Origin of the sequence: Novosphingobium rhizosphaerae (assembly GCF_050920675.1) — a bacterium.
Taxonomy (GTDB): domain Bacteria; phylum Pseudomonadota; class Alphaproteobacteria; order Sphingomonadales; family Sphingomonadaceae; genus Novosphingobium; species Novosphingobium rhizosphaerae.
In genome coordinates this window covers 2,361,728-2,375,344 of the sequence record NZ_CP137861.1, presented here as the reverse complement: position 1 = coordinate 2,375,344, position 13,617 = coordinate 2,361,728, and the positions used below count along the sequence as shown (strand labels likewise).

The window sequence follows — 13,617 nt, the reverse complement described above, 5'->3', positions numbered from 1 at the left end:
CACCGGCCTGCCCGGCACACGCTTGCGCGGCCCACGCGCGCCCTGTAGAGCGCGGGGCAATTTAGCACGTTTTGCCAAACGTTCCGTCTCGCGCAAGGACCCTTCGATGGCCGCCCAATATGCCTACGTCATGAAGAACATGACGAAAACCTTCCCCGGCGCGCAAAAGCCGGTGCTCAACAACATCAACCTGCAGTTCTACCAGGGTGCCAAGATCGGCATCGTCGGCCCCAACGGCGCCGGCAAGTCCACCCTCATGAAGATCATGGGCGGCATCGACAAGGAATTCACCGGCGAAGCGTGGCCCGGCGAAAACATCACCGTGGGCTACCTGCCGCAGGAGCCGCAGCTCGATCCCACCAAGACCGTGCTGGAAAACGTCAAGGACGGCGCGCGCGAAGTGGCCGACCTGGTCGACCGCTTCAACGAGATCTCCAACATCATGGCCGATCCGCCCGAAGACGTCGATTTCGACGCGCTGATGGACGAGATGGGCGACCTGCAGGGCAAGATCGACGCGGTTGACGGCTGGACGCTCGACAACCAGCTTGAAATCGCGATGGAAGCGCTGCGCTGCCCGCCGGGTGACTGGTCGGTGGAAAGCCTCTCGGGCGGTGAAAAGCGCCGCATCGCGCTGACCCGTCTGCTTATTCAAAAGCCGTCGATCCTGCTGCTCGACGAACCGACCAACCACCTCGACGCCGAAAGCGTCGAATGGCTGGAAAACCACCTCAAGGAATATGCCGGCGCGGTGCTGATGATCACCCACGACCGCTACTTCCTCGATAATGTGGTGGGCTGGATCCTCGAACTCGACCGGGGCAAGTACTTCCCCTACGAAGGCAACTACTCGACCTACCTGGAAAAGAAGGCCAAGCGCCTGGAGCAGGAAGACCGCGAGGCGACCGGCCGCCAGAAGGCGATCAACGACGAACTCGAATGGATCCGCGCCGGCACCAAGGGCCGTCAGACCAAGTCGAAGTCGCGTATCAAGAAGTTCGAGGAACTGGTCTCTGCCCAGGAAAACCGTTCGCCCGGCAAGGCCCAGATCGTCATCCAGGTGCCCGAGCGCCTGGGCGGCAAGGTGATCGAGGCCAAGAACATCTCCAAGGCCTATGGCGACAAGCTGCTGTTCGAAAACCTTTCGTTCATGCTGCCGCCCGGCGGCATCGTCGGCGTGATCGGGCCAAACGGCGCGGGCAAGTCCACGCTGTTCAAGCTGATCACCGGCCAGGAAACCCCGGACAGCGGCGAGATCGACATCGGCTCGACCGTGCGCCTGGGCTATGTCGACCAGAGCCGCGACCACCTCGATCCCAAGAAGAACGTGTGGGAGGAAATCTCCGACGGGCTCGACTACATGAAGGTCAACGGGTTCGACACCTCGACCCGTGCCTATGTCGGCGCGTTCAACTTCAAGGGCCAGGACCAGCAGAAGAACGTCGGCAAGCTTTCGGGCGGTGAACGCAATCGCGTGCACATGGCCAAGATGCTCAAGCAGGGCGGCAACGTGCTGCTGCTCGACGAACCGACCAACGACCTCGACGTGGAAACGCTGGCTGCGCTGGAAGAAGCCATCGAAAACTTCGCCGGCTGCGCCGTGGTCATCAGCCACGACCGCTTCTTCCTCGATCGTCTCGCCACGCACATCCTGGCCTTCGAAGGCAACAGCCACGTCGAATGGTTCGAAGGCAACTTTGCCATGTACGAAGAAGACAAGCGCCGCCGCCTGGGCGATGCGGCCGATCGGCCCACGCGCCTGGCTTACAAGAAGCTGACGCGCTGAGGTTGCGCTAGGGTTCGCACCACCCCCGGCCCGCGCCTTGCAAAGAGGAGCGGGCCGGGCGTGGTGGAAACCAGGCGCAACGCCCCCTAAGGCGCCGTCCAGCCCCCTTCCCAACCCTGCGGCCCGCGCACGAACCGCGCCCGCACGCCCCCATGGGCATCAAGCCTGAGCCAATCGAGGGTCTCGGGCTCCACCAGCAGAACCGCAAACGCGGCCCGGCCGGCCTCGGTTTCCGCCAGGGTGGGCCGGCGGGCAAGGAGATCGGCGGGCAAAGCGCTGCCCGGTGCATCGAGCGGTGCGCCGGGGCCGGCCTCGGCCAGGTAGCAACGCCGGCTGAACGCAGCGGCCTTGTCCCATGCCGCATCCGCCGTCGGCCCCGCTTGCTCGATTCGCGCCGGACCAGACAAACGCAATTGCACGCGCGCGACAGGGTCATAGGCGAGCACGCTGGCACGGCCATGCGTGGCAACCGTCATCACCTTGGGGCTGCGCGCATCGGTGTGGAAGCGCAGCGCCGACAGCGCCGGGCCCACCGCACGCAAAACCATGATCCGCATTTCGCCATCGGGCGTGCCCACCACCGGCGCATGCATCGCCGCAGTGCGATCGGCAACGGCCGCTTCCAACCGGGCCTGCGCGTCGGCGATCGTCTGTTCCAGGCTGTCCATCGCAGCGCTGTGGCGCGGACGGCCGGGGTCTGCCAAGATGAACGTGGGGGCACCAAGCCGGTTCAGCGATGCGACAGCGGCGCAGGTTTAGAAACATCAGCAAGCGATGGGAAACAAACCGCCACCGCCCGACGTTTCGAGTAGGTGAACCAAGGGAGACGGCCATGGCCGCCAGCAGCAAGTGGAAATCGAAGATCGGCGCGGCCCTGGCCGTCGCCACTCTGGCCGCGGCCATTCCGGCCACGGCCTTTGCCCAGGAACGCGGCGAGCATCGCGGCGGTGAAAACCGCGGTGGTGGTGAAAATCGTGGCGGCGGCAACCGCGGCGGGGGCTTCCCCGGCGGCGGTGGCGGCGCCCCGCGCGGCGAACAGGCACGCCCCGCACCCCAGGCGCCACCCCAGGCGCAGCCTCCCCGCGGTCCGCAGGGCGGCTTTGGCGGCGGTTATCAGAACCAGCCCGGCGGCTGGCGCGGCGGCCATGCCGTGCCCCAACCGGGCCAGGCGCCGCAGCCTTCGTGGAACAACGGCAACGGGCGTCCAGGTGGCGACCGGCCCGGCGGCGATCGTCCCGGCGGCGGCAACCCGTCAACCCGCCCCGTGCCGCAGCCCGGCTGGCAGGGTGGCGATCGCGGTCCCGGCCGTCCCGGCTGGAACGACAATCGCGGCCCGGATCGCCCCGGCTGGAATGACAATCGCGGGCCGGGTCGCCCTGGTTGGAACAACGACCGTGGCCCTGGCCGTCCCGGCTGGAACAACGATCGCGGACCGGGTCGTCCGGGTTGGAACAACGATCGCAGCCCGTGGCGGGGCGACTGGCGCCAGGATCGCCGGTATGACTGGCAGGGTTGGCGCAATGGCCACCGCGACTTGTTCCGCGGCCCGCGCTATTTCGCCCCGCTGCCGAACTATCGCTACAACCGCTTGAATATCGGTATCTATCTGGGTGCGCCGTTCTTCTCGCAGCAGTACTGGATCACCGATCCGTGGGCCTATCGCCTGCCGCCCGCCTACCCGCCCTATCGCTGGGTGCGCTATTATGACGACGTGGTCCTGATCGATACCTATACCGGCCAGGTCGTGGACGTGATCTACGATTTCTTCTGGTAAGATGGTTAAGGCGGGGCCAGCCCGGTGGGTTGGCCCTGTTGACCTGGCAAGCGGCGCGTGGCCATGCAAAGGCCATGCGCCGTTTTCGTGTTGGTCAGATCGTGCCGATGGCCGTGAGGATATTGCGCATCATGGTCAGCCCGTCGTTCGTCAGCCTGACATAGCGACGGCGCAAGTCGCCGGTATCGGCCTGGCGATAGAGCAAGCCCTCGCGCTCAAGCCGGGCGATCCAGCGCAGGATCGTGGTCGAGGGCACGCCCGCTTCCACGCACACGCTCGAAACCTGCAGTTCCGTCCCGCTTTTGTAGGCGATGAACAAGTCGAGCAGAATGTCCCAGGCCGGCTCTCCAAACAGGCCTTTAACCGGCGTAGCCCCGTCGCGGCGACGGCGGAGCGCATAAAGCGCCTTGGCAACGCGAAAGGCCTCCGCCTCGACATCGACTAGGGCATCCAAAGGAACGCGACCTCCCAGATCAGGAATGGCTTTACTGTCTAAGGGGAGTGCAGGCGCGAATGACATGTGCGGCACAGTTGACACCGTTGGTTTCGCGAGGCCTTCTGTTGGGCCCCCCAGGCCCCAACCGCAGGACAGCTTCAGGTTAACTACATCTTGCAATAACCCACTATCGACAATATTTCGCATGAATTATCAACGATTTCGGTCCACATCGGACCAAAACTTGGTGAACTCGAATTCCACCGGGTTTTCCTGGCATTCGGCCAAGCCGGCTTGCCGCCATCGCGCCCTTGCGTCATGACGATCCGATCATGGTTTTGTTCCGTTCCGACCGTCATCCCGACATGGCCGACCTCAAGCGCATCGGTAGCCAGGTCCGCGCGCGACTCGATGGAGATCCGGCCGCCTACCGCATTCCCGTCGAAGATTTCGAGATCTATGCCGTGGGCGAATTCTTCACCCGCGCCGAATGCGAGCGCCTGATCGGGGTTGTCGATTCCGTGGCGCGGCCGTCGGATACGTACAGCAACGATGGTGGCCGCACGAGCTATAGCGGCGACGTCAATCCGCACGATCCGTTCATTCGCATGTTGCAGCGCCGGATCGACGACCTGATCGGCCTCGACCCCGCCTATGGCGAAACCATCCAGGGCCAACGCTATACGCCGGGCCAGGAATTCAAGGCGCACTTCGATCATTTCCGCCCGTCTGACCCGATGTGGGCGGAGGAAATGCGCAACGGCGGCCAGCGCAGTTGGACGGCAATGGCCTATCTCAACGCGGTGGAGGAAGGCGGCTCGACCGACTTTCCCAAAGTGAACCTGTCGATCCCGCCCCAGCAGGGTGCCCTGCTGATCTGGAACAACATGTCACCCGATGGCCGCCCCAATGCCAAGAGCCTCCATGCCGGCACGCCGGTTATCCGGGGCGTGAAATACGTGCTGACCAAGTGGTATCGGTCGCGCCCGTGGAATTGATGCCCGCGACGCGGCCGCTTCATGCCCTGTTGCTGCTTGCGCTGGTCGGCGCTCCGGTTGGGGCCAAGGCCCAGATCACCCAGCCCGCTCCGGCTTCGGCGCCGGCTTCCACCACCGTTTCGCCCAATGCCGCGCTCGATGCGCTGCTGGCGCAGGACGACGCAGCCCGCCGTGCGCTTGACCCGCTCGATACGCTCGAACGGGGCGAACCGCTTGCCGCCAGCAGCTTTCGCATGGTGTTCGATCCGGCGCTCACCACGATGCAGCGCGCGCGCAACGCGGCCGCGCGCGATGCCCTGGCGCGGATCGACCTGGCCACGCTCGATGCCCCGCACCGCATCTCGGCCCGGGCCTATGCCGCGGTGCTCGACGATGAACAGGCCATGCTCTCGCCCGAGGTGGCCGATATGCTGGCGATGATGCCGCTCAACCCGGTGGGCGGGTTGCAGGTGGAATATCCCGGCCTGGCTTCTGCCGGCGGGCCGGCCTCGCTGGAAACCGCAGCCGATCACGCCGCCAACCTGGCGCGCGACCGCGCGCTGCCCCAGGTCTTTGCCGCCGCGATCGCGCGCTATCGCGAAGGCCTGGCGCGCGGGGTAACCAGCCCCCGTGCCGTGGTCGAAACGCTGATCGGGCAGATCGACGCACTGCTGGCCCGCCCGCCCGAACACTCCCTGTTCATGAGCCCGGCGCAACAGCCGCTGGGCTTGGCCGAAAGCGGCAAAGGCGGGGGCAAGACCGCCGTGCTCGCCCGCACGCGCCTGCGCGCCGAATATCGCGCCGCCACGGTCGAAGCAGTCTATCCAGCCTATCGCACCCTGCGCGCGTTCCTGGCCGACGAATATCTGCCCGCAACGCGCGAGAGCGTGGGCCTGGCCGCCCTGCCCGGCGGCGCGACACTCTATCGCGCCCTGCTGCACCATCACACCACGCTCGATCTCGATCCTGCGCAGGTTCATGCCCTGGGCCTGGCCGAAGTGGCGCGCATCCAGGCCGAGATGGATACGGTGAAACGGCAGTTGGGCTTTGCCGGGCCGCTGCGTGCGTTCTTCGATGCGATCCGTGTCGACCCACGCTATCATCCGCGCAAGGCCGAAGATCTGGCGCAAGGCTATCGGCGTGTAGCCCAGGTGGTGGCGGCACAGGCGCCGCGCTTTTTCGTGACCATGCCACGCACGCCGCTGCTGATCCTGCCGCACCCCGCCTATCGCGCGCGGTTCGAGGCGGGCGGCAGCTATAGCCCCGGCAGCGCCGACGGCACCCGGCCGGGCGTGTTCTATTACAACACGTTCGATCTCAAGAGCCGGTTCCTGACCGGCATTGCCACGCTCTATCTGCACGAAGGCGCACCGGGCCACCATTTCCAGATCAGCCTGGCGCAGGAGAATCCGAACCTGCCCGATTTCCAGCGCTATGGCGGCAACACCGCCTATGTCGAAGGCTGGGCGCTCTATGCCGAAACGTTGGGCTATCCCATGGGGCTCTTCGACGATCCGATGCAGCACTGGGGCACGCTGGACGACGAGATGCTGCGCGCCATGCGCCTGGTCGTCGATACCGGGCTGCACAGCCAAGGCTGGAGCCGGCAACAGGCGCTGGACTACATGCTGACCAACTCCGGCATGGGCCGCAGTGACGCCCAGGCGGAAGTGGATCGCTATATCGCCGATCCCGGCCAGGCCGTGGCCTACAAGATCGGCGCCCTGACCATCCAGCGGTTGCGCGCCGAGGCGGAGGCGCGGCTGGGGTCGCGGTTCGACTTGCGCGCGTTCCACGCCCAAGTCCTGGGCAGCGGCGCGCTTCCGCTGCCCGTGCTGGAAAGCAAAGTGCGAGACTGGATCGCGGCACAGGCGGCCCGGTAGTTGCGCCAAAAGAAAGCTGGACCCCGGATCAAGTCCGGGGTGACGTTTAATATTAGACGCTAAGTATTTAAACTACATCAAACTCTTCGTCACCCCGGACTTGATCCGGGGTCCAGCTTCATCCCTTAACGCCATGCCCGAACCGAACGCGCGTGGTTTCCAGAATGATTTCACACGAAGCCACGAAGCCACGAAGAAGGCCCCTCTCTTCGTGCCTTCGTGCGGGATTTTCGGAAATAGAGCCGATGTCTCAATGGAGCGCGCCAAGTTCACATAAAACGCCCCTTCGCGGAGCCTGCTGGAATGAACGCGATTGGTGGTTAGCTGCCTTTGTGCGAATTCCGTTTATTTGGATTATTAGGATTTGCTGCGCGCCGTTGCCACAGGCCCCAAAACAACCGGCCAAGGTTGAAAAGGCCCAATATGCCGCCAGCCGATCTGATCCATGTCTTTGATAACCCGCCTAGAGGGTCAAAATGGATCGCAGCCCAAAAGAGGGTCGCTAGGCCGATACCGTTAAGCCAAAGACATATGGAGTTTTTTAGATCAGTGCCCATTTGGATAGCCCCTGATGAAGTCGGCTGAGAATGGCCACCAGTATCAATGTCCGCAACTGGCCGAAATTCGACGCTAGGACACCCCCAACCCTCACCCCAACAACTGCGGCCCCAGCGCGGGATCGAGGTCGCGCGGCCTTGTCAGCGCCACCAGTCGGGCGCAGCCTGCGTCCACGTCGGCCCAGCGCGCCACGTCCAGTTCCAGCACGGCGAAAGTGGCGGTGGGGAACTTGGCTTCCACCACGTCGCGCAAGGGGCTGGTGCCGTCGTCGGGCACGAGGTCGAAGATCAGGTCTTCCAGGCCCGGATTGTGGCCGATCATCAGCACGCTGCCGGGATCGCCGGGCAATTCGCGCAGCAAGTCCATCAGCGTGGCCGAACTGGCGAGGTAGATGCGCCGGTCCCATTCCACCGGGAACACGCGGTTCCAGGCCTTGCTCGCCCATTCGATGGTTTCGGCCACGCGCACGGCTGGTGAGGCGATCACGCGGTCGAAGCGGCGGCCGCTGTCGCGCACGTGCTCGCCCATCGCCACTGCGCCGCGCTGGCCGCGTTCGTTCAAGGGCCGATCGAAATCGCGGGCGCGGGCATCGCTCCAATCCGATTTGGCATGGCGGAACAGGGCAAGCGTCTTCACGGCACGTTCTCGTCTTTGGCTGCCAACACGCGTTCATCAACACGCCCGGCGATGGATTGTAAAGCCTGCTCCAAACTTACCCGGCGGACCGGCGTGCCTTCGGGGAAGGCCGACAGCAGGCGGGATGGGAACGCAGACGACAGCACGACGAAATGGCCGCGATCGTCGGCCGAGCGGATCAGCCGGCCAAAGGCCTGCGCCAGCCGCGCGCGGATAATGCGATCATCGTGCCCTTGCGCGCCGCCTTCCTCGCGCGGGGCAGCCAGGCGCCGGGCGCGGTGGAGGATCGAGGGCTTGGGCCAGGGCACTTGCTCCATCACCACCAGGCGCAGCGACTGGCCGGGCACGTCCACCCCGTCACGCAGGGCATCGGTGCCGAGCAGCGAGGCGCGCGGATCGTCGCGGAAGATGTCCACCAGCGTGCCGGTGTCGATCGGATCGACATGCTGGGCATAGAGCGGCAGCCCGCCGCGCGCCAGGCGGTCGGCAATGCGGCCATGCACAGCGCGCAACCGGCGGATCGCGGTGAACAGCCCGAGCACGCCGCCCCCGCTCGCCTCGATCAGGCGGGCATAGGCGCCGGCGAGCGCGGCGATGTCGCCCTTGGGCACGTCGGTGACGATCAGCACTTCGGCCTGCCGGGGATAGTCGAACGGGCTCTTGGCGGCAAAGAGTTGCGGCTGCACGTCGATGCGCGGCGCGCCGCTGCGGGTAATCGCGCCACTCCAATCCCCGCCATCGGTCAGCGTCGCCGACGTCATCAGCACGCCGTGCGCGGGCGCCAGCACCACTTCGGCAAAGGGCTTCATCGGGTCGAGGTGGTGGCGGTGCAGCCCCATGTCCCATTCGCGCCCGTCCGACCGGTCCAGCGCGAGCCAATCGACATAATCGGGATCGGTCGGGCCCCCCAGCCGCCCGAGCAGGGCAATCCATCCGGCCAGCAGATCGGTGCGCCACTGGATCGCACTGCGGGCGCCTTCGATCCGCGCGCGGGCCTGCCCGTCGAGCCAGTCCGGCCCTTCTTCCACGATCGCTTCCAGCCGCAAGGACAGGCGCAACAGCGGCTGGCGCAAGTCTTCCAGCGCTTCGAGAGCGGCAGCGGCGGCTTCCAACAGCGGGCCGTCCAGTTGCGCAGCCTCGGTCTCAAGGCCATAGCCTGCCTCGGTGCCGCCGCTTTCGTCGCGCGCCAGCACGGTCGCCCGCACCGCGGCGAGCAGCCGCTCCACCGGCCCATCGGGCGCACCATCGCCAATGCGCGCCAGCCAGCCATCGGCCGGCAGCAGTTCGGCCGCCTCGCGCGCCTGGGTGATCGCGATGGCGCCGTCCTCGTCATAGCTGGCCACGTCTGCCAGCCGCGCCGACAGGCCGCGCCGCCGCCCGCGTGACTTGCCTTCGGGGCCGATCACCCAGCGGCGCAACTCGATCGTTTCGGCGCCCGTCAGCGCCGCGCCGAATGTGCTGTCGGCGGCATCGAACACATGGTGCCCTTCGTCGAACACGATGCGCGTGGGCCGCTGTGCCGCATCGCGCCCGCGCGCGGCATTGACCATGACCAGCGCATGGTTGGCGATCACCAGTTCGGCCTCGGCGCTGGCGCGCGCCGCGCGTTCGATGAAGCATTTGCGATAGTGCGGGCAGCCGGCATAGACGCATTCGCCGCGCTGGTCGGTCAGCGCCGCGATCCCGCGCTTGCGGAACAGCGTGCCCAGCCAGCCCGGCAGGTCGCCGCCGATCATGTCGCCATCCTGGCTATAGGCCGCCCAGCGCGCCACCAGGTGTGCCAGGATCGCCGGGCGCCCGGTAAACCCGCCCTGCAACGCGTCTTCCAGGTTGAGCAGGCACAGGTAATTCTCGCGCCCCTTGCGCACCACCACCGGCGCGGCCGCCTTGCTGCCCGGTGCAGGCTGGGCAAAGGCCCGCCGGCTTTCGCGGCGGAGCTGGCGTTGCAGCGCCTTGGTATAAGTGGAAACCCAGACCGTGCCGCCCGAACGCTCTGTCCACAGCGAAGCCGGCGCCAGATAGCCCAGCGTCTTGCCCGTGCCCGTGCCCGCCTGGGCCAGCACCACGTGCGGCTGGCGCGCGCCGCGGCGCGGGGCAAACATCTGCGCGGCCTGGGTGGCAAAGGCGCGCTGGCCCGGCCGGTCTTCCGCGCCCGCTCCGGTCAGATTGGCCAGGCGCGCTTCCACCGCCTGCGAATCAAGCGTGACTTGCGCCGGCTGCGGCCGCTCGCCCGCCTCGTCCCATTCGGGCAGGCGCGAAAACAGCCAGCGTTCGGCGCGTTCGGGCCGGGCAATGCGCCCGCTCAGCAGCGTGGACCAGGGCCAGCGCAGCTTGATCATGGATTGCAGCGCGCTCCATGCCCCTTCCCGCTCCGCCCAATCGGGCGCGGCGGTGGTGGCCAGCAGCGCCTCGGCCGCCTGTTGCAGCAGTAGTGGCACATCGGCGTCGCCCGCCGGCTGCGGCAGGCCAAGCGCGTTGGCCAGCCCCTTGGGGGTGGGCACCACGAACCGCGCCGGGTGGATGAAGGCATAGAGTTCGAGCAGATCGAGGCCGGAGAGATCGGGATAGCCCAGCCGGTTGGCCACCAGCGGCGCATTGAGCATGAGCAGCGGCGTATCGGCTGCCGCCACGATCGCCTCGCCCTTGCCGACCGTGCGGGTGGACGGGAACAGGTCCACCCCGCGCAGCCAGCAACCGCCGTGGCTGGCGTGAATGGCGGGCAGGTCAAGCGCCGGCGGGGCAGGATTGCCCGGGTCTGGAACAGCAGGATCGGCCATCTTCCACCCTGTGAACGAAAATGGAACGCGGGGCAAGATCGCGCAAGGTCACCCACGTTGCACTTAAACATTCCCGCCCCGCGCCGTCTTTGCTCCCGAGCCGGATGGGAACCGCCGGATCGTCACTCAACCCATAGTGGAGAATGGGAAAATGGCAGTCATCAACACCAATATTGCGGCGATCCGTGCCGCCAATGCTTCGATCACCGCGTCGGCCCAAGCCGGCGTCGCCATGCAGCGCCTGTCGACCGGCAAGCGCATCAACAGCTCGAAGGACGACGCGGCGGGCCTCGCCATCACCACCACCATGACCTCGCAGATCCAGGGCATGCAGCAGGGGGTGCGCAACGCCAACGACGGCATCTCGATGGCGCAGACCGCAGACGGCGCGCTGAACGAAGTGACCAACATGCTTCAGCGCATTCGCGAACTGGCCGTGCAGGCCAAGTCGGCCACCTATCAGGACTCCGACCGCACCGCGATGCAGTCGGAAGTGAGCAACCTGACCGCGCAGATTTCCGACGTGCTGAACAACTCGCTGTTCAATGGCAACAACATGTTCAAGGTGATGACCAGCACGCCCGCCGCCGACGGCAGCGACGACCTCACGCTCGACATCCAGGCCGGTGCCGACACCAACAACGTCGTCACCCTGCGCTCGGTCGCGTTCGACGGGCAGGTCCTGTTCGGCTCGGGCTTGTCTGCCTATGATGCCACCGCAACACAGGCGCTGGACGTGTCCGACGCCACCGTTGCCGCGACCACCATGGACAACGTGGATTCCGCGCTCATCCAGGTCAACGCCGTCCGCGCCGAATTTGGCGCCGGCCAGAACCGCTTGCAGTCGGTGGTCAACAACCTGACCGACAATGTCACCAACCTTTCCGATGCGCGCAGCCGCATTCTGGATACCGATTATTCTGCTGAAACCACCGCCATGGCTAAGGCGCAGATCCTGGCCCAGGCGTCGACTGCGATGATCTCGCAGGCGAACCAGAACCAGCAGAATGTCCTGACGCTCCTGAAGTAAGAACCCCCATCCACACCTCGCTTCTGGAGCCTCCACGGAAATGCGGCACAGTCCTCCCTCGGGCTGTGTCGCATTTTCGCGTCGGCCAAACAGAGCACGCGCCCAAATGCCTTGCCTTCCCGCCCGCCAAGCGCGAAAGGGCGGGAACCATGACCCAAACCGAACTCACCACCGCCGCCCAAGTGTCGAAGTCCTGGCCGTTCGAGGAAGCGCGCAAGCTGGTCAAGCGCTATCCCGGCGGCAAAAAGGACGCAGACGGCAATCTGGTGCCGGTGCTGTTCGAAACCGGCTACGGCCCCTCGGGCCTGCCGCATATCGGCACGTTCCAGGAAGTCTTGCGCACCACGCTGGTGCGCCGCGCCTATGAAACGCTGACCGGCGGGCACCCCACGCGCCTCGTCGCCTTTTCCGACGACATGGACGGGCTGCGCAAGGTGCCCGACAACGTGCCCAACAAGGACCTGCTCACCGCCCACCTGCAGGAGCCGCTGAGCCGCATTCCCGATCCGTTCGGCAAGTTCGAAAGCTTTGCCCACCACAACAACGCCATGCTGCGCGAATTCCTCGATCGCTTCGGCTTCGACTATGAATTCGTCTCTGGCGCCGATCGCTACAATTCCGGCGCGTTCGATGAAGCGCTCAAGAACGTGCTGCGCCATTTCGACGCGATCATGGGCATCATGCTGCCCACCCTGCGCGAGGAACGCCGCAAGACCTATTCGCCGGTCCTGCCGATCTCGCCCAGCAATGGCCAGGTGCTGCAAGTGCCGATCGAAGTGGTCGATGCCGAGGCCGGCACGATCCGCTTTACCGACGCCGATGGCGCGGTGGTCGAACAATCGGTGCTGGGCGGCAAGTCCAAGCTGCAATGGAAGGTCGACTGGGCGATGCGCTGGGTGGCGCTGGGCGTCGATTACGAGATGTGCGGCAAGGACCTGACCGACAGCGTGACCCAGTCGGGCCGCATCGCCCAGGTGCTCGGCGGGCGCCGTCCCGAAGGCCTGATCTACGAGCTTTTCCTCGACGAAAAGGGCGAGAAGATCTCCAAGTCAAAGGGCAATGGCCTGACCATCGAACAGTGGCTGGACTATGGCAGCGAGGAAAGCCTCAGCTTTTATCTGTTCCGCGAACCCAAGAGCGCCAAGTCGCTGCATGTCGGCGTGATCCCCCGCGCGGTGGACGAATACTGGCAGTTCCGCGAAAAGCTGGCGACCCAGCCGATCGAGCAGCAGCTGGGCAACCCGGTGTGGCACCTGCTGCGCACCAATGGCGAACAAGTCGGCGCGGGCGACAAGCTGCCCGTCACGTATGGCCTGCTGCTCAACCTTGTCGGCGTGCTGGGCGCCCATGCCACGCGCGAGCAGGTCTGGTCGTACCTGGCCAACTATGTCGAGAATGCAGACCCTGCCGCGCACCCCGCGCTCGATGCCCTGGTCACCCGCGCGCTGGCCTACAACCGCGATTTCATCGCCCCCACGCTGGTGCGGCGCAAGCCCGAGGCCGGCGAAGCCGCCGCGCTCGCCGCGCTGGACGAGGAACTGGCTGCCACCAGCGACGATGCCACCGCAGAAGAGCTGCAGAACATCGTCTATGAAATCGGCAAGGACCCGCACTATGGGTTCGAAACCCTGCGTGACTGGTTCAAGGCGCTCTATGAAACCCTGCTGGGTTCGCCCCAAGGCCCGCGCATGGGCAGCTTCATCGCGCTCTATGGCGTTGGCAACACGCGCAAGCTGATTGCCGAGGCGCTGGAAGGCTGA

10 protein-coding genes are annotated in these 13,617 nt (G+C 65.9%); 6 read left to right on the top strand and 4 right to left on the bottom strand.

Features of this window, described 5'->3' with window-relative positions; all coding sequences use genetic code 11:
* Positions 1–106 precede the first annotated feature (106 nt).
* Positions 107–1,786: an energy-dependent translational throttle protein EttA gene (gene ettA / locus R9J51_RS10845; RefSeq protein WP_168554486.1), complete on the top strand. Its 1,680-nt coding sequence runs from the start codon at positions 107–109 to the stop codon at positions 1,784–1,786.
* A gap of 86 nt (positions 1,787–1,872) precedes the next feature.
* On the opposite strand, the gene R9J51_RS10840 is transcribed toward ettA, so the two are convergent.
* A complete protein-coding gene (locus tag R9J51_RS10840; protein ID WP_179504466.1) occupies positions 1,873–2,454 on the bottom strand; it encodes a flavin-binding protein in 582 nt (193 codons plus the stop codon).
* A 164-nt stretch (positions 2,455–2,618) separates the two neighbouring features.
* Here R9J51_RS10840 and R9J51_RS10835 point away from each other — a divergent pair, with 164 nt between their 5' ends.
* Positions 2,619–3,560, top strand: coding sequence for an RcnB family protein (locus R9J51_RS10835; protein ID WP_169474030.1), 942 nt, complete (start codon positions 2,619–2,621; stop codon positions 3,558–3,560).
* 94 nt (positions 3,561–3,654) lie between these two features.
* Here R9J51_RS10835 and R9J51_RS10830 read toward each other — a convergent pair whose 3' ends face one another.
* Positions 3,655–4,014 (bottom strand): winged helix DNA-binding protein, encoded by a 360-nt coding sequence (locus tag R9J51_RS10830; protein WP_168554483.1) that lies wholly within the window; start codon positions 4,012–4,014, stop codon positions 3,655–3,657.
* Between the two features lie 314 nt (positions 4,015–4,328).
* On the opposite strand from R9J51_RS10830, the gene R9J51_RS10825 reads away from it, so the two are divergent.
* Positions 4,329–4,994 carry a prolyl hydroxylase family protein gene (locus tag R9J51_RS10825; protein ID WP_179504465.1) on the top strand — a complete coding sequence of 222 codons (666 nt, stop codon included), beginning with the start codon at positions 4,329–4,331 and terminating at the stop codon, positions 4,992–4,994.
* A complete protein-coding gene (locus tag R9J51_RS10820; protein WP_179504464.1) occupies positions 4,994–6,856 on the top strand; it encodes a DUF885 domain-containing protein in 1,863 nt (620 codons plus the stop codon). The genes R9J51_RS10825 and R9J51_RS10820 overlap by 1 nt, the downstream gene beginning before the upstream one ends.
* 648 nt (positions 6,857–7,504) lie before the next feature.
* Here the strand turns inward: R9J51_RS10820 and R9J51_RS10815 are convergent.
* Both R9J51_RS10815 and R9J51_RS10810 read right to left on the bottom strand, forming a co-directional pair.
* Entirely contained in the window at positions 7,505–8,050 is a 546-nt protein-coding gene (locus R9J51_RS10815; protein WP_179504463.1) for a histidine phosphatase family protein, read from the bottom strand.
* The gene (locus R9J51_RS10810; RefSeq protein ID WP_179504462.1) at positions 8,047–10,827 is read right to left on the bottom strand and encodes an ATP-dependent DNA helicase; all 2,781 of its coding nucleotides are present in this window, start codon (positions 10,825–10,827) and stop codon (positions 8,047–8,049) included. Before R9J51_RS10810 ends, R9J51_RS10815 begins: the two co-directional genes overlap by 4 nt.
* Positions 10,828–10,978: 151 nt before the next feature.
* Between R9J51_RS10810 and R9J51_RS10805 the strand changes: the two genes are divergently transcribed.
* Positions 10,979–11,857, top strand: a complete 879-nt coding sequence (locus R9J51_RS10805; protein WP_168554476.1) for a flagellin — start codon at positions 10,979–10,981, stop codon at positions 11,855–11,857.
* A gap of 149 nt (positions 11,858–12,006) precedes the next feature.
* On the top strand, positions 12,007–13,617 hold the full coding sequence (locus R9J51_RS10800) for a lysine--tRNA ligase (RefSeq protein ID WP_179504461.1): 1,611 nt from the start codon (positions 12,007–12,009) through the stop codon (positions 13,615–13,617).